This window comes from Chelativorans sp. J32, assembly GCF_000518985.1.
GTDB lineage: Bacteria > Pseudomonadota > Alphaproteobacteria > Rhizobiales > Rhizobiaceae > Chelativorans.
In genome coordinates this window covers 107,900-124,600 of the sequence record NZ_JAEQ01000011.1, presented here as the reverse complement: position 1 = coordinate 124,600, position 16,701 = coordinate 107,900, and the positions used below count along the sequence as shown (strand labels likewise).

Below are 16,701 nucleotides of genomic sequence, written 5' to 3'. Positions count from 1 at the left end.
CGCAGCAGCCCTATGCCTGATCAACGGCACAGATGCAATCGCAGGTGAGCAACAGGCGGAGCTTCGCTCAGCGCAAGCGCCAGCGCCGGCCCGCCGTCTCCACGCCGAAGCGGGCGGGCGTGCGCGCATAGGCCGCAAGGCCGTGCAGCGCCGCCATCGGATGCGTGATGACGTAGACAGGCATGGCGGCCATCAGCGCGTTGTGCGGCGCCTTGTCCTCGAATGCGGCGCGGAACAGCCCGTTCTTCAACGCAGGCACGATCTTCTGGGCGATGCCGCCGGTGAGGAACACGCCGCCCCGGCTCATGAAAACGAGGCCGAGGTCTCCCGCGAGGCGCCCCAGATAGGTGACAAACAGATCGAGCGTCTCCACCGCCGCCTCATCGGTCCCGGCAAGGCCTGCCGTCGTGATTTCGGCGGGCGTCGAAAGCTTAGGCTCCTTGCCGTCTGCTTTGACGATGGCGAGGTAGAGATTGACGAGGCCGCGTCCGCAAAGCACCTGCTCGCCGGAGACCCGCCCGCCGATGCGTTCCAGATGCGGAAAAATCTGCTCATCCCGAGCCGTTCGCGGCCCGAGATCCACATGGCCACCCTCCCCGGGAATGGGGATCCAGGTCCGGCGAGCGTGCACGAGCCCGGCGACACCGAGGCCGGTTCCGGGGCCGAGCACGACGCGGCTCCCGACGGTCTCCGCATTCCCGCCGCCGATTTTCTCCAGATGCTCCTCGCCAAGCGCCACGACTGCCAAGGCCTGAGCCTCAAAATCGTTGAGCACCACGACGTCGCTAAAGCCAAGATTGGCCATCATCTCGCGCGGGCGGACAATCCAATGGGAGTTGGTCAGGTCTATCTCATCACCGTCGACCGGGCCGGCAACCGCCAGAACGGCGGAGCGCGGAATGAGATGGGTCTGGTCCAGAATGGCGGACTGGATCGCGTCCTCCACCGTGGGAAATTCCGCCGTCTGGACCACCGGGAATTCCTTGGGCTCGGCGTAGGAATCGACCACAATCGCGAAACGCGCATTGGTGCCCCCGATATCGCCGATCAGGATCGGGAAATCGAGCACCACATCATGATCGGTGGAATATGCCATCGGGCCTATGAGCCTCCTCGCTCAGCTCTCTCGTGCGGAGTTCCCGCTTCTTCCAACGCTAGAATGTTTTCAGCCGTGGCCCGGTTCAATGCCATCGGAATATCGTAGACGATGGCGAGCCGCATGAGCGCCTTCACGTCCACGTCGTGCGGCATGGGTGTGAGCGGATCGACAAAAAAGATAAGAAGGTCGATGGCACGCTCTGCGATCAAGGCGCCGATCTGCTGATCCCCGCCCAATGGACCGCTTTTCAAGCGCTTGATCTCCAGTCCGGGGCAGGCATCCGCGATCCTTCCCCCCGTCGTGCCGGTGGCGACCAGATCGCATTTGGCGAGCCACGCTCGATGGTCGCGCGCAAACGCAACCAGATCGTCCTTCTTCTGATCATGCGCGATAAGCGCCACACGCTTGCGTGCCACAACACTCCCCCGGCTCGCGAGGTTCTAAATCGGTTGAAGCTCTATAGGCGAGGGAAGCTGCCCTGAAAAGCGCTTCCCTTGCCGTTAACGCAAATCGGCGGCGGGCCTGGGCGTCGGGCGCGGGATCTTCGTCGGCTGCAGCGAAAGGAGCTGTGAGCCCGGGTCCCCCGCATCCTGCGCCAGGGGCGCCGCGCCGGCATGAGAAGGCAGAGGCCCGGCATCCACCAGCGTAACGGCCGCTTCCGATTGGGGAGATGGTGCTGCCAGCACCGCCTGGCAGGCTGCCGGCAAGGCGGCCATGGTCATGATGTCGCGCGCCTTCGGCTTCGCCGGCCCGGTTGCCGGTCTCCAGGGCTCCTCGGTGAACCACCAGGCGAGTGACTTGTCGCAGCCTTCACTTTTCGGTGTGGGATCCTGCCTCTTGCAGTCTACCGACCCCTTCGGGCAGCCGATGCGGATATGGAAGTGATAATCATGGCCCCAAAAGGGGCGGACCTTATGAAGCCAGCTCCGGTCACCCTGCACCGTATCGCACAGCTTCTTTTTGATGCCGGGATGCACCAGGATTCGCTCCACCTGCGGATAGCTCGCCGCCCGGCGAAGCAGGTTGGCGTGCGCCGCGGTCCAGCGGCTGTCGTCGACATAGAGGGAATCCTTCTTGATCATCGAGACCGCGCTGATCTTCTCACGCTCTTCCACGCTCATCCGGCGGTTCGGCATGGGCGTGAACCAGATGTCCGCATCGAGCCCGATCTGGTGCGAGGCGTGGCCCGTCAGCATCGGCCCGCCGCGGGGCTGCGAGATGTCGCCGATCAGGAGCCCGGACCAGCCGTCAGCCGCCGCGTCGCGCGAGAAGCGCTCGAGCAGCCGGATGAGATCAGGATGGCCCCAGCGCCGGTTGCGTGAGAGCCGCATGGCCTGCCAATGATCGCCATCGGGGGCGATCGCAATTCCCCCGGCAAAACAGCCCTTCGAATAGAAGCCGTAGGATGCCGGCGCCGCGGCTGCCGGCAATTTCTGCGCGCCGAAAAGATCTTTTGCCAGCGGTTCCGCCTTGGCCGGGTTAGCCCAGGCGAGGCCCAGCAGAAGGCCAGCCCCCATCAATCGCATCAAGGAAAAACGCCGCATCTTGCCTCCTTGCGAACCCCCTCGCCGAGGCCCCAAACTGGATACGAATCATAGCACATTTGCGGCGGCTTAGCCTCTCCAGACATTCTCACGCCACATAGAGGCCAGCGCCTCACGATAGCTTGAATAGCGCAGGCGATAGCCGGAGGTCTTCAGCTTGCCGTTCGAAACGCGCTTGCATTCGGAATAGAAGGAGCGCCCCATCGGACTTAAATTCGCCTCTTCGAACGGGATTTCCGGCGGCGGCTCGATGCCCATCAATCCGGCAGCGAAGGCCACTACATCCTGCGGCGGCGAGGGTTCGTCATCCGACAGGTTGAAGATGCCATCGGGTTTCGCACGCATCAAATAGCAGACAGCGCCCGCTATGTCGGCCACATGAATGCGGTTGAAAACCTGGCCCGGCTTGACGATGCGCCTTGCCGTTCCCTCAACGAGGTTCACGAATGCGTTACGGCCGGGTCCATAGATTCCCGGCAGCCGAAGTATCGTGACAGGGATGTTCCTGTCGCGACCGAAGGCGGTCCAGGCCCCCTCCGCTTCGAGGCGCCAGCGCGAGCGGGCCGAGGTGGGGCGGCACGGGCTCTCTTCGTCAACCCAGGCGCAGCCGTGGTCGCCATAAACGCCGACGGTCGAGAGATAGCAAATCCAGCGAAGCTCCGGCATCGTCTCGCCGCCAAGCCTGCGCAGGTCCGCCATCACGGGATCGCCACCCTTATCGGGCGCTATGGAGACCACAACACATGTCGCCTCCCGCAGGATGTCTGCCAGTTCCGGGCTGAATCCCTCGCCCGCGTAGAGAAGCGGCTCGATTCCTATGGCGGCAAATGCGGCCGCCTTTTCGGTACTGCGCGTGGTGCCCGCGACGAACTCCACCTCTTCGATCAGCTCGCGAGCGATCGCTTGGCCGCTATAGCCCGCGCCGAGAATGAGTGCGCGCGTCATCACGCGGGCACCTGCGGCAGGGCTTCTTCCCATTCCGCCAACACTTCGGGATCTTCTTCGGAAGACCGCAGAGCGAGCGCCAGCGCGGCAAAAACACGCCGCTCCATGAGCTGCGAAAGCGCCCAGACGGCGGCACCGCGAACCAACGGCGACGCGTCGTGCAGAAGCCTCTCGCAGGCCGGAACAAGCTCTTTCTCACCGGAATTGCCGGCTGCGATCAGGACATTGCGGATGAAGCGGTCGCGGCCGATCCGCTTAACCGGCGAGCCGGAAAAAAGGGTGCGGAACGCCGGGTCGTCGAGGTTCAGAAGATCGGCCAGGGCGGGAGCTTTCAGATCCTCCCGTGCCTGAAGTTTCGTTTCCGAGGCTTGCTGGGCGAACTTGTTCCATGGGCAGACTGCCAGGCAGTCGTCGCAGCCATAGATCCGGTTTCCCATCTTCGGGCGGAATTCACGGGGGATCGGCCCCTTGTGTTCGATGGTCAGGTAGGAAATGCATCGGCGCGCATCGAGCTGATAGGGCGCCGGAAACGCGTCGGTGGGGCAGATGTCGAGGCAGGCGCGGCAGGATCCGCAATGATCGACGTCCGGCAGGTCCGGCGCGATTTCGGCAGTCGTGAAGATCGAGCCGAGAAAGAGCCATGAGCCGAATTGGCGGCTGACCAGATTCGTATGCTTGCCTTGCCAGCCAAGCCCCGCTGCGGCGGCGAGGGGCTTCTCCATGACCGGTGCCGTATCGACAAAGACCTTCACGTCCTCGCCCGTTCTAGCGGCAATCTTTCCGGCGAGCTGCTTCAGCCTGCCCTTGATCACATCGTGGTAATCCCGATTGCGCGCATAGACGGAGATCGCACCCTTCTCCTTTCGGTCGAGAAGCGCGAGGGGATTTTCCTCCGGCCCGTAATTCATGCCGAGCATGATGATGGAGCGGACCTCCGGCCAGAGCGTGCGCGGATGAGCCCGCCGCATTGCGGTCTCCGCCATCCACTCCATTGTGCCGTGACGCCCCTTGCTCAGAAACTCGGCCAAACGTGCCGGGGCCGCTGGCATGCTATCGGGCGTCGTGAACGCAATCGCATCGAAACCGACGGCGCGCGCCTCCAGCTCGACAAAGGCGCGCAGCCGTTCCGGCTGGGCCTGCGCGGCACGCATCAGAAATCCAGGTCCGCGTAATGGGAGGCGGGTGACAGCCCGCGCACGCGGTCGTTGATGAGTGAGCGGAAGGAAGGCCGAGATTTCATGCGGCTATACCAATCGCGCGCCGCTTCGAACTCCCGCCACTCGATTTCGCCGAGATAATCGAGAACCGAAAGCGCGCCCGCCGCAGCCACATCGGCATAGGAGAGGCGCGGTCCCGCCAGCCAGTCACGCGTCGCGGCAAGCCAGTTGGTGTATTTCAGATGCTGGCGCACATTGGCGCGCGCGGCGCGAATGGCGGTGGAATCGGGCGAGCCGCCGCCCTCCCCGCCCATCAGAGGCTTGAGCGCCCGCTCACGCACCAGATGCTTGGTGACCTCATTGTCCATCTTGACCAGATACCAGTCCACCAGGCGCCGTATCTCTGCCCGCGCCATCGAGTCCTCGGCCATAAGCCGCCGCTGGCGCTGCAGAGCGCCACGTGTCTCGTCCACATATTCGGCGATGACTGTCGCGCCGACAATAGCGTGATCGCCCTCGGCCAGCAGCACCGGAATAGTGCCCGCCGGATTGAGCGCCAAGAACTCCTTGCGCCTCGCCCAAGGCCGCTCCTCGATAAGGGCAATCTCCTCGCCATACTCGCCGAAGGTCAGGCGGATGAAACGGCAGGAGGCATAAAGCGGATGGTGGAATAGCGTCAGCATTGTCGCACTACTCGGCTCTGGCCATTTTCTGGCCGCAACGGTAATCCTCAGATAGCCTGATTCCCAGGATCTCCGCCCGAGCTATAGGGGGAGACGCCAAGTCTGACAAGCAAACCCCGCAAGGAGAAATCGTGGCTGAACAGACCATCGCGGAAGCGCTCCTGCTCGGCATTCTGGAGGGACTTACCGAATTCATTCCCGTCTCCTCTACTGGTCATATCCTGCTCGCAGGCCATTTCCTCGGCTTCCAATCGACAGGCAAGGCCTTCGAAATCCTGATCCAGCTCGGCGCCATATTGGCGATCCTCAGCGTCTATGCGGGCCGGCTCTGGAAGATGCTCGTCGATCTGCCGCGCGATCCGGCGACGCGGCGCTTCGTGCTGGGCATTCTCATCGCTTTCCTTCCTGCCGCCGTCATCGGCGTTCTCGCCTATAAAATCATCAAAACGGTGCTTTTCGAGACGCCGTTGCTGATTTGCGTTATGCTTATCCTTGGCGGCATCGTCCTCCTTTGGGTCGATCGATGGGCCAGAAAGCCGATTTATCGCGACATCACGCAATTTCCCCTTTCCGTGTATCTGAAGATAGGCTTGTTCCAGTGTCTTGCCATGATCCCGGGCACATCCCGCTCGGGGTCCACCATTGTGGGCGCGCTGCTCCTGGGGGTCGACAAACGTGCTGCGGCGGAGTTTTCGTTCTTCCTCGCCATGCCGACAATGGCCGGAGCTTTCGCCTACGATCTCTACAAGAACTACGCGCAGCTCAGCGCGGCCGATCTGCAGATTATCGGAGTAGGTTTCATCGCCGCCTTTGTAGCGGCGCTGTTCGTGGTGCGCTCGCTGCTGAATTTCGTCTCGCGCCGCGGTTATGCGCTTTTCGGCTGGTGGCGAATCCTTGTCGGCGTGCTCGGTCTGGTCGCTCTTCTCGCCTGGGGCTAATAGCGGCCTTCAGTTTGCCGTCTTTGCCGACAAACAAGCTTGCGATATTCGCAAAGAGATAACTGCCGGCGGCCAGTCCTGACTTAGAAGAAGCCCACGATGCCTTCGCGGACAAGATTGAGCGCAAGCAGCGTCAGCCCGATCTTGAACCAGCGGCGAAAACTTTCTTCGGGAAGCTTTTCAAGAAGTCGGGTGCCGTAGATCGTGCCGAGATAACCCGAAGCGACCATCAGGAGAATGAGAGGGAGCCATTCTCCGAAAGCGAAGCCGGCGATTGCGAACACCACAACCTTCAGCGCGTGCTGCACCGTCATGCCTGCCGCATGGGTGGCGATCAGCGCCTTGCGATTATCGGGAATGAGATGCGCAAAGAAAGAGGACAAAAGCGGGCCGGTGGCGCCGAAAAACATGCTCAGAACCGCCAGGACCGTGCTGCCGACCGCCAGTCCCGCACTGCCGAGCTTTCCAAGGCCTGGAATCTTCGCCCAGGTGATTACGAGGACGAAGGTGCCCAGAACCAGTTTCAGGATGGCGTCGGGCAGTTGAACCACGAAAAACGCGCCGATGAGTGCGCCAAGAAGACTGCCCGCAACGAACGGCCAGACGATCTGATGGACGATATGGCTTCTCAGTTGCCAGGCGCGGCCCGTGTTCGAGCCAATCTGAATTGCACCATGCACGGGGATGAGCGCCGATACGGGAATGAACATCCCAAGCAGCGCCAGGAGCGCGACTCCGCCGCCGATGCCGAATGAGGCCGTGAGAGCCGATGTGAAGAAGCTGGCGATGATCAGGAGCGCGGCCGGGATCAGCCCCAGCCCATCCGGCAGGAACGCGGCGAAGGCGTTCACGCGCGACGCCTCACATCTGCGGCTGGGTGAATTGGCCAGCCGGCCGGTACGTCCAAAGATAGGTGGGCAATATGGTGGCAAGCGCATGGCGGGAAATCCCCAAGCCTTCGAGCGTCAATCCCCGGCGACTTGCTTCCTCCGAAACGACATTGTCCACTGCCAGCATGCGGACCTGATCGAGCGTCAGGAGCGGATTGGGAAGAAGACCCAGTACGCGGGCCTGCAGACGCGCCAGGGGCCATGGAACGGAGATGAAGGCCCGCTTGCGCTCGATTACCTCCAGCATTTCTTCCATGCATTCCCGGAAGGTAAGCACCTGGGGACCGCCCAACTCGTAGATCGCGCCTGGCTTGAGCGTGCCGTCCACGGAGCGCGCATAGACTTCGGCCACGTCGCCAACATAGACAGGCTGCAAGCGGTTACGTCCGCCCCCGACCAGCGGCAGAAAAGGCGAAAAGCGCGCCATATTGGCGAAGCGGTTGAAGAACTTGTCCTCCGGCCCGAAAATTATGGACGGGCGGATGACCACCGCATTCTTCACCGTTTCCAGCGCGGCCTGTTCTCCGGCGGCCTTCGTGCGGCCATAAGCGCTCGGAGAGTCCGGATCTGCGCCGATGGCGGAAGCCTGGGTGAGCCCGGCACCGGCGGCCCGTGCCGCTTCAGCGACCGCGCGCGCGCCATGCGCCTGAACGGCATCGAAGCGCTGCTTGCCCGCCTCGTACAGGATGCCCACCAGATTGATGACGTGATCGGCGCCTTCCACGGCGCGGTCCACGGACCATCGATAGCGGACATTCGCCTGTATCGCGTGAACCTGGCCCATATTGCCGAGGGTATTCACATGGATCGCGGTGTGCGGGTTGCGGCAGGCGACACGCACGCGATAACCTCTGTGCGTCAGCGCCCGCACCACATGCCGGCCAAGGAAGCCGGAGCCGCCGAACACGGTGACGAGCTTGGGTTTCTCGCTTATGATGGCCATCTACGTCTCGGGTCCTGGTTACGCTTTCAAGTGGCGCTTCTTAGCCCCTTTCGGGACAAAGGCAAAGAGCGCCCCGCTCCGCAGTTCATCCCCAGGCCGTTCCCACCCTCAAACTTGGAAAAATGTGTTGGAACGCCTATATTTTAGCCATATCTCGCTGCTGATTCGCAGCATCCCAAGACGCCCATGAGGGGCTCCTTCTAGCGAAAGTATTTAATGAGCGCTACGCCAGAAAGACTCACCGGCGAACCTGCCGAATACGGTGCAGAATCCATCAAGGTTCTCAAAGGCTTGGACGCCGTCCGCAAGCGGCCCGGTATGTATATCGGCGATACGGATGACGGTTCCGGCCTGCACCATATGGTCTACGAGGTGGTCGACAACGCCATCGACGAGGCGCTGGCGGGCTATGCCTCGCTGGTGACGGTCACTCTCAACCCCGATGGTTCCTGCACGGTCACGGACAATGGCCGGGGCATTCCGACCGATATCCACCCCGGAGAGGGTGTGTCGGCTGCAGAGGTCATCATGACGCAGCTGCATGCGGGCGGAAAGTTCGACCAGAATTCCTACAAGGTTTCAGGCGGCCTCCATGGCGTGGGCGTTTCCGTCGTCAATGCGCTTTCGACCTGGCTCAGGCTCAAGATCCGCCGCAAGGGCCAGATCCATGAGATGAGCTTCAGCAACGGCGTTCCCGATGCACCGCTCGCGGTGACCGGGGATGCGGGTGAAGAGACCGGCACGGAGGTGTCGTTCCTGCCCTCGCCCGAGACCTTCACCAAGACCGAGTTCGATTACGCAACGCTCGAACACCGCCTGCGCGAACTCGCCTTCCTCAATTCCGGCGTGCGGATCCTGCTGACCGATTGCCGTCATGCGGATGTAAAGAAGCAGGAATTCATGTTCGACGGCGGCATCGTCGAATTCGTGAAGTATCTCGATCGGGCGAAGAAGCCCCTGATCCCGGAACCGATCGCCATTTCCGGCGAGCGTGACGGGATTACGGTCGAGCTCGCCATGTGGTGGAACGATTCCTATCACGAGAACGTGCTGGCCTTCACCAACAACATCCCCCAGCGCGACGGCGGCACGCATATGGCGGGCTTCCGCGGAGCGCTCACGCGGCAGGTGACCTCCTATGCCGATGTTTCCGGCCTGACCAAGAAGGAAAAGGTGACGCTGACCGGCGACGACTGCCGTGAAGGTCTGAGCGCAGTGCTCTCGGTGAAGGTGCCGGATCCGAAGTTCTCCTCGCAGACAAAGGACAAGCTCGTTTCTTCCGAGGTCCGACCCGTTGTGGAAAGCCTCGTCAACGAGGCGCTCGGCACCTGGCTCGAGGAGCATCCCGGCGAAGCGAAGATCCTGGTCGGCAAGGTGGTGGAGGCGGCCGCCGCTCGCGAAGCGGCGCGCAAGGCCCGAGAACTCACCCGCCGCAAGGGTGCACTCGATATCACCTCTCTGCCCGGCAAGCTTGCAGATTGCCAGGAACGCGATCCGGCCAAATCGGAGCTCTTCATCGTCGAGGGTGACTCCGCCGGTGGCTCCGCCAAGAGCGGACGCTCGCGCAAGAACCAGGCGATCCTGCCGCTGCGCGGCAAGATCCTGAATGTGGAACGGGCTCGTTTCGACCGGATGCTATCCTCCGACATGATCGGGACGCTGATCACGGCGCTCGGCACTGGCATCGGCAAGGACGAGTTCAATGCCGAGAAGCTGCGCTACCACAAGATCATCATCATGACGGACGCGGATGTGGACGGCGCCCATATCCGCACGCTGCTGCTCACCTTCTTCTTCCGGCAGATGCCGGAGCTGATCGAACGCGGGCACCTCTATATCGCCCAGCCGCCGCTCTATAAGGTGACGCGCGGCAAGTCCGTTCAGTACATCAAGGACGAGTCCGCTTTCGAGGAATTCCTGATCGATACCGGGCTTGAGCAGGCCTCGCTCGAACTTTCCAACGGTGAAGTGCGCTCCGGCCAGGATCTCAAACAGGTTGTTGAAGAAGCCCGCGCCATCCGCTCGCTCATCAACGGGCTCCACACGCGCTATGATCGCGCCGTCGTGGAACAGGCTGCCATTGCCGGGGCGCTCAATGCTGCGATTCTGGCCGATCCAGGCCGGGCGGAAGCTGCCGCAACCGAAGTTGCGGGTCGGCTCGACATCATTTCGGAAGAGACCGAACGCGGATGGCAGGGCCGGGTGAACCCCTCCAACGAGGGCACCGGCGGGTATCTGTTCGAGCGCACCGTCCGCGGGGTTCGTGACGTGGTTATCCTGGACGCCGCGCTCATCGGCTCCGCCGACGCACGCGCCATCGACCGCTATGCGGCTCGCCTTCAGGAGATCTATTCCAAGCCACCGGTGCTCAAGCGGAATGACAAGTCCGAGGTGATCTCCGGCCCGATGGCGCTGCTCGACGCTGTTTTCGCCACCGGCCGGAAGGGGCTGACCATGCAGCGTTACAAAGGCTTGGGCGAAATGAATGCCGAGCAGCTCTGGGAAACGACCCTCGATCCGGACGCGCGCTCCCTCCTGCAGGTGAAGGTGACGGACGCCACGGATGCCGACGCCCTCTTCGCCCGCCTGATGGGTGACGAAGTGGAGCCGCGTCGGGAGTTCATTCAGGAGAATGCCCTTTCGGTGGCCAATCTCGACGTCTAGGCGTCAGTACTGCCGTAGGATGCCTAGCGAATGCGCGCGGGCATCCTTATACCCCCGGCGCACCGTCCAGCGGAGTTAGTCATGCACGAGGATCGACTGGTAAAACTGGAAATTCTCGCTGCTGAGCAGGAAAGGGCGCTTGGAGAACTTTCCGATCAGATCGCCCTGCAGTGGGAGCAGATCGAACGGATGCAGAGGAAGCTCGACCGGCTGACGGAACGTTTTCTGGCGCTTGAGGAACGCACGGCGCCGGAAATTCCGGTTAGCAAACCTCCGCACTGGTGATCTGCGCCGGCTTGTCCGGTGCAATGTTCTGGCCCGCTAACCCGCAGGATGAGGCGAGGCTGGCATTCCTGGCAGCCTTGCAAACGCCAGTTGGATGGCGTCGTCCATCGGCAGCGCCGGGGAGAACAGAAAACCCTGAGCTGTCTTGCAGCCGAGATCACGCAGGGTCTGGCAATCCTCTTCCGTCTCGACCCCCTCTGCCATGACCTCGATTTCCAAGGCCAGGCTGAGATCGATCACGGTTTTGACGAGCAACTGATCGTCCGGCGACATTGAGATGCCGCCAATGAAATCCTTGTCGATCTTCACTTTCCGGATCCGGCTGCTCTTCAGCCAGGCGAGGGTCGAGAACCCGGTACCGAAATCGTCCAGAGCGATTGAAACGCCGCTGTCCGAAAGGCGCTTCAACTTACCGCCGATCCGAAGGCGATCGACCGGCGCCTCTTCGGTGATTTCGATTTCCAGCATGGGAGCGGGCAGTTTCCGTTCCCTCAGCCCGGAAATGATCATTTCATCGACATTGCTGTTCTCGATCTCACGCGGCGAAAGATTCATGGCCACGCGAAGCTCGGGCAGCCCCACCGCCCGAAGCCGTTCCATCATCTTGCAGCAGTTGCCGAAAACGGTTTCCGTGAGCTGCAAGAGCAAACCCATCTTCCGCGCCGCCTCCACCATTTCCGGCGGTGAGATCTCACCGTGGCGCGGGTGGCGCCAGCGCAGCAGCGCCTCGAAGCCGATCACCACTCCAGTCTCCAGACTGACGATCGGCTGGAACGAGTTGCCGAGTTCTCCCTTCTCGATGGCGCCTGGAAGATCGCGCTCGACGCACTGCCGGCGCTCGAGTTCCCGCTGAAGATGACCGTCGAACTCGCAGCACTCGTTCCTTCCGCGCCTTTTTGCTGCGTAAAGCGCCATATCGGCGCGAAGCAGCATCTCCGTCAGGGTTGGCGTATCGGATCTGTATATTCCCACGCATGCACCGACGCGCACGGAAGCCACTGGGGGGTAAGGTTTGGCAATCGCGCCGATAATATCCTGCGCGAGCCGGCGCGGCTCCTGAGCGGCCTTTTCCGGATAAAGAAGGACGAACTCGTCGCCGCCGATGCGTGCCAGCATCGATCCTGCGGGGGCTTGTTTGGATATCCGGTGGGCGATCCTGACAAGCAGATCGTCGCCGACCTTATGGCCATAGGTGTCGTTCACCGACTTGAAGCCGTCCAGATCGATCAACATCGCCACGAACGGCCCATCGGAGCGGGCGAGCTTATCGATGGCATGTTCGAGACCACGCCTGTTGAGCAGCCCGCTCAGGGGATCCTGACGCGAGCTTTGCTCCATTTCGCCGGCGAGCTGTTCCGCCTCGTGCCTCAGGCGGCTTGCTTCAATGAACCGCGCCTGCCCGAGCAAGGTGCCTCGAGCCAGACCAGCGAGAAAGAGCACGACGGAGAACACGAGGACATGCGTTTCGAACCCGCCCTGCGGCAATAGGCATGCCGCGGCGACGACGAGCGGCGGGGCTATGAAGTAAATGGGAACCGCTGCGCAGGAAGAACCATACACCACCGCTCCAGCCGATATTCCGGCAAGGATGATCAGATGCACCTCGGATTGGGGAGAAGTGTAGCCATCCGTCAAAAAAGCAAGAAAGGACCAGGCTATACCGGAGAGGAAGGCAAGGAGCTTGAAGCGTGTGAGACTTGTGGAAATTTCCGACAGATCAGTTTCCTGCCCCACCCCCTCGTCCCGGAGCGAAAGCGCAAGCACGATGCGCGTGCCGTTGATCACGGTGACGGCAAGAAACCATATGAGGGCGGGAAGAATGGCCGGGCTGGAAACGAAATGAATCGACAGGATCAGCGCCGAAAGGATGGTGCTGATCGGTATGGAAAAGAAAATACCACTCCGGATATCAAGAAGCTGATCCCGAAGTATCTTGACCCTCAAGATGTCCGGATCTCCGGACGCCGAATAGTGGCCGCTTCGCTCCATTCGGGATCTCAAACCTTCACGCGATTTGGCCAGCCCCTATATGGCTAACCCACAATATCGAAAGTCCTAAATTGACGGACAAGATTAAATCACCTTTAAGGCAGCCCGATCTCGCGGAAATATTTGGTTCGCGTTGAAACCGAATAAGTAAGCCCCGCGTGGTTTGCACGCGGGGCTCTGAAGGCTGGCATCGGTTCGAAGTTCTGATCGAACTTCCGCAGCGATGTTCAGGTCGGCTGCCTGCAGTACCGCAAGTCCGAACGGACGCGCGGCACTGCCAGCGGGAGAATTACTCCTTGCCTCCGCTCTGCTTCTTGAGCGCAGCGCCAAGAATATCGCCCAGGGAAGCGCCGGAGTCGGTCGAGCCGTACTGAGCCACGGCCTCCTTCTCCTCGGCGATTTCCAGCGCCTTGATGGACACTGCGATCTTGCGCGTCTTCTTATCGAAGGAGATCACGCGGGCATCCACCTTCTGGCCCACCGCAAAGCGCTCGGGGCGCTGCTCGTCGCGATCGCGCGACAGGTCGGAGCGCTTGATGAACGCGTCGAGGTCGTGATCGACCAGGCGCACCTCGATGCCGCCGTCCTTGATGGCGGTAACTTCGCAGGTGACCACCGCGTTCTTGCGGAGTTCGCCGGAAGCGACCGCTTCGCCGACAACGTCACGGCCGAGTTGCTTGATGCCGAGCGATATGCGCTCCTTCTCGATGTCCACATCGAGAACCTGCGCCTTCACCACGTCGCCGCGGTTGTACTCCTCGATCACCTGCTCGCCAGGACGTGACCAGTCGAGGTCCGACAGGTGCACCATGCCGTCCACATCGCCTTCGAGGCCGATGAACAGGCCGAACTCGGTCTTGTTCTTGACCTCGCCCTCGACCACCGATCCAACCGGATGGTTGCGGGCGAAGGCTTCCCACGGGTTCTCCAGCGTCTGCTTGAGACCGAGCGAAATGCGACGCTTGACCGGGTCGACCTCGAGTACGACCACCTCGACTTCCTGCGTCGTGGACAGGATCTTGCCGGGGTGCACGTTCTTCTTGGTCCAGGACATCTCGGAAACGTGGATGAGGCCCTCGATGCCCGGCTCCAGCTCTACGAAGGCGCCGTAGTCGGTGATGTTGGTGACGCGGCCCTGCACCTTCTTGCCCAGCGGATACTTCGCGCCGATGCCTTCCCACGGGTCGGCTTCGAGCTGCTTCATGCCGAGCGAGATGCGGTGCGTTTCCTGGTTGATGCGGATGATCTGCACCTTCACCGTCTGACCGATATTCAGAATCTCGGTCGGATGGTTGACGCGCCTCCATGCCATGTCGGTGACGTGCAGCAGGCCGTCGATGCCACCCAGATCCACGAAGGCACCATAGTCGGTGATGTTCTTGACCACACCCTCGACCACCTGGCCTTCCTCGAGGTTCTGCACGATCTCCGAGCGCTGCTCGGCGCGGCTCTCCTCGAGCACGGTACGGCGGGACACGACGATATTGCCGCGACGCTTGTCCATCTTGAGGATTTCGAAGGGCTGCGGCGTGTGCATGAGCGGGGAAACATCGCGGATCGGCCGGATGTCCACCTGGCTGCGCGGCAGGAAGGCCACGGCCCCATCCAGATCGACGGTGAAACCGCCCTTGACCTGGTTGAAGATGACGCCTTCGACGCGCTCACCCTTGTTGAACTTCTCCTCGAGCTTGGTCCAGCTCTCCTCGCGGCGCGCCTTCTCGCGCGACAGGATGGCCTCGCCCAGCGCATTCTCGATGCGCTCGACATAGACCTCGACCTCGTCACCGGGCTTGAGCTGGCCGTCCTTGGCCTTGGCGCCGAATTCCTTGAGCGGGACGCGGCCTTCGACCTTCAGGCCAACATCGATGATGGCCATGTCCTTTTCGATTGCGGTGATGGTGCCCTTGACGACGGATCCCTCGACGGCATCGCGCTCGGAAAAGGATTCTTCGAGAAGGCTCGCGAAATCATCGCGAGAGGGGTTAAGTTGCGACATTGAATCTCCTGAAAATACCCTGACATGCAGGGCGAGCGCCGGGCGGTTAGCGTTGCATCTGGCCTTGCCCAAGCATCCGGCCCTTTCGGGCCAAGGCCGCGTTCTGCGGCAAATCCGGCGCAGGGGATGCGGGCAGACCTGTTCATCAATATCGAAAAAGCGCCTGCCGCTTCCTTCCGGGAAGTTGCCAGCGCCGCTTTCGATCAGGCTTTGCTTCTCCTTGCCAGCTCCTTCTCCACGAAAGCGCGAGCAGTGAGAAACGCCGTTTCTATATCCATTTCGCTGGTATCTAGCAAGTGCGCGTCAGGGGCAGGCTTGAGCGGGCTGTCTGTTCGGCTCATGTCCCTGGCGTCACGTCTTTCCACATCGGCGAGGATATCGGCATATTCGGCCTGCCCCCCACCGGCCAGGATCTCGCGCCAGCGACGATCGGCCCGCACGGGAGCGGTCGCCGTTATATATAGTTTCACGTCGGCGTCAGGGCAAACGACGGTGCCGATATCGCGGCCGTCGAGCACGGCACCCGGGGCCCGACGTGCAAACTCCCGCTGCTTTTCGACAAGCGCGCGGCGCACAGATGGCATGACCGCTATTCTCGACGCTGCCTCGCCCACCTCGTGCGTGGAGAGCACGTCGCGGTCCAGTTTCGCCAGGTCGACGGCCAAGGCAACCTTCTGCGCCTCCGCTTCGTCGTCGAGCGGAAGGCCGGCGTCAAGCAGCGCCTTGGCAACGGCCCTGTAGGTCAGGCCCGTGTCGAGATGGTCGAGGCCGAAATGCTCGGCCAGCCGGCGCGCGAGCGTGCCCTTGCCTGAAGCGGCGGGTCCGTCAATGGCGATGACCAGGTACCCCGCCATCATACGGACCGCGTTATTCCGCCGTCGATGCGGATGTTCTGGCCGGTGATATAGCTCGACCTCTCGGACGCCAGGAACAGGATGAGTTCGGCCACTTCTTCCGCCGTGCCGTAGCGCTTCATCGGAATGCGGCTGCGGCGCTCCTCCTTTTCCGGCAGGCTATCAACGAAGCCGGGAAGCACATTGTTCATGCGTATGTTGTCGGATGCGTATTTGTCGGCAAACAGCTTGGTGAAGGCTGCAAGGCCCGAACGGAAAACCCCCGAAGTGGGGAAATCCGCCTCGGGCTCGAAGACGGCATAGGTCGATATGTTGACGATTGCGCCGGATTTCTGCGCCTGCATCACAGGCGTGACGAGGCGGGCGATACGAATGACGTTGAGCAGGTAGAATTCCATGCCGAGCTGCCAGTCGGCATCGGAAATCTCAAGCAGATCGCCCTTCGGCCCATGACCGGCGCTATTGACCACCGCATCGATCCTCCCGAAGCGATCGAGGACCGATGCCGTAAAGCGTTGCAGATCCTCGACGGACCGGTTCGATCCGGTGAAGCCCAAGCCGCCGAGTTCCTTTGCGAGTGCCTCACCTTTGCCGGAGGAGGAGAGTACGGCCACCGAAAACCCGTCTTCCGCCATCCTGCGAGCAGCCGCAGCTCCCATACCGCTGCCGCCGCCGACGATCATCGCCACTTTCGCGTCCGTCATGGTCTCTCGC

15 protein-coding genes are annotated in these 16,701 nt (G+C 61.9%); 3 read left to right on the top strand and 12 right to left on the bottom strand.

Annotated elements, in window-relative coordinates:
* Positions 1-67 precede the first annotated feature (67 nt).
* The 6 genes from CHEJ32_RS0115220 to CHEJ32_RS0115195 all read right to left on the bottom strand — a co-directional run bounded on the left by CHEJ32_RS0115220 (position 68) and on the right by CHEJ32_RS0115195 (position 5,428).
* Positions 68-1,096 (bottom strand): glucokinase, encoded by a 1,029-nt coding sequence (locus CHEJ32_RS0115220; RefSeq protein ID WP_028034563.1) that lies wholly within the window; start codon positions 1,094-1,096, stop codon positions 68-70.
* Positions 1,097-1,101: 5 nt separating this feature from the next.
* A complete protein-coding gene (locus CHEJ32_RS24950; protein WP_034658579.1) occupies positions 1,102-1,515 on the bottom strand; it encodes a methylglyoxal synthase in 414 nt (137 codons plus the stop codon).
* 84 nt (positions 1,516-1,599) lie between these two features.
* Entirely contained in the window at positions 1,600-2,643 is a 1,044-nt protein-coding gene (mepA, locus tag CHEJ32_RS24945; RefSeq protein ID WP_034658578.1) for a penicillin-insensitive murein endopeptidase, read from the bottom strand.
* 69 nt (positions 2,644-2,712) lie between these two features.
* A complete protein-coding gene (locus CHEJ32_RS0115205; protein ID WP_028034562.1) occupies positions 2,713-3,588 on the bottom strand; it encodes an SDR family oxidoreductase in 876 nt (291 codons plus the stop codon).
* Positions 3,588-4,739 (bottom strand): tRNA epoxyqueuosine(34) reductase QueG, encoded by a 1,152-nt coding sequence (queG, locus tag CHEJ32_RS0115200; RefSeq protein WP_028034561.1) that lies wholly within the window; start codon positions 4,737-4,739, stop codon positions 3,588-3,590. Before queG ends, CHEJ32_RS0115205 begins: the two co-directional genes overlap by 1 nt.
* On the bottom strand, positions 4,739-5,428 hold the full coding sequence (locus tag CHEJ32_RS0115195; protein WP_028034560.1) for a glutathione S-transferase family protein: 690 nt from the start codon (positions 5,426-5,428) through the stop codon (positions 4,739-4,741). Before CHEJ32_RS0115195 ends, queG begins: the two co-directional genes overlap by 1 nt.
* A gap of 131 nt (positions 5,429-5,559) precedes the next feature.
* Between CHEJ32_RS0115195 and CHEJ32_RS0115190 the strand changes: the two genes are divergently transcribed.
* The gene (locus CHEJ32_RS0115190) at positions 5,560-6,366 is read left to right on the top strand and encodes an undecaprenyl-diphosphate phosphatase (protein ID WP_028034559.1); all 807 of its coding nucleotides are present in this window, start codon (positions 5,560-5,562) and stop codon (positions 6,364-6,366) included.
* 83 nt (positions 6,367-6,449) lie between these two features.
* On the opposite strand, the gene CHEJ32_RS0115185 is transcribed toward CHEJ32_RS0115190, so the two are convergent.
* Both CHEJ32_RS0115185 and CHEJ32_RS0115180 read right to left on the bottom strand, forming a co-directional pair.
* Positions 6,450-7,217 (bottom strand): sulfite exporter TauE/SafE family protein, encoded by a 768-nt coding sequence (locus tag CHEJ32_RS0115185; protein WP_028034558.1) that lies wholly within the window; start codon positions 7,215-7,217, stop codon positions 6,450-6,452.
* 10 nt (positions 7,218-7,227) lie between these two features.
* A complete protein-coding gene (locus CHEJ32_RS0115180) occupies positions 7,228-8,199 on the bottom strand; it encodes a complex I NDUFA9 subunit family protein (RefSeq protein WP_028034557.1) in 972 nt (323 codons plus the stop codon).
* 216 nt (positions 8,200-8,415) lie between these two features.
* Between CHEJ32_RS0115180 and gyrB the strand changes: the two genes are divergently transcribed.
* Complete coding sequence (gene gyrB, locus CHEJ32_RS0115175; RefSeq protein ID WP_028034556.1) at positions 8,416-10,863, top strand: DNA topoisomerase (ATP-hydrolyzing) subunit B; 2,448 nt, start codon at positions 8,416-8,418, stop codon at positions 10,861-10,863.
* 81 nt (positions 10,864-10,944) lie between these two features.
* A complete protein-coding gene (locus CHEJ32_RS0115170; protein ID WP_028034555.1) occupies positions 10,945-11,148 on the top strand; it encodes a SlyX family protein in 204 nt (67 codons plus the stop codon).
* Between the two features lie 36 nt (positions 11,149-11,184).
* Here the strand turns inward: CHEJ32_RS0115170 and CHEJ32_RS0115165 are convergent, their stop codons facing one another.
* The 4 genes from CHEJ32_RS0115165 to CHEJ32_RS0115150 form a co-directional block, all read right to left on the bottom strand.
* Complete coding sequence (locus CHEJ32_RS0115165; protein WP_245261121.1) at positions 11,185-13,092, bottom strand: bifunctional diguanylate cyclase/phosphodiesterase; 1,908 nt, start codon at positions 13,090-13,092, stop codon at positions 11,185-11,187.
* A 334-nt stretch (positions 13,093-13,426) separates the two neighbouring features.
* Complete coding sequence (gene rpsA, locus CHEJ32_RS0115160) at positions 13,427-15,133, bottom strand: 30S ribosomal protein S1 (protein WP_028034553.1); 1,707 nt, start codon at positions 15,131-15,133, stop codon at positions 13,427-13,429.
* A gap of 203 nt (positions 15,134-15,336) precedes the next feature.
* Positions 15,337-15,990 (bottom strand): (d)CMP kinase, encoded by a 654-nt coding sequence (gene cmk / locus CHEJ32_RS0115155; protein ID WP_156936709.1) that lies wholly within the window; start codon positions 15,988-15,990, stop codon positions 15,337-15,339.
* Positions 15,987-16,691 carry an SDR family oxidoreductase gene (locus tag CHEJ32_RS0115150; RefSeq protein ID WP_028034551.1) on the bottom strand — a complete coding sequence of 235 codons (705 nt, stop codon included), beginning with the start codon at positions 16,689-16,691 and terminating at the stop codon, positions 15,987-15,989. The genes cmk and CHEJ32_RS0115150 overlap by 4 nt, the downstream gene beginning before the upstream one ends.
* Between the last annotated feature and the right edge of the window lie 10 nt (positions 16,692-16,701).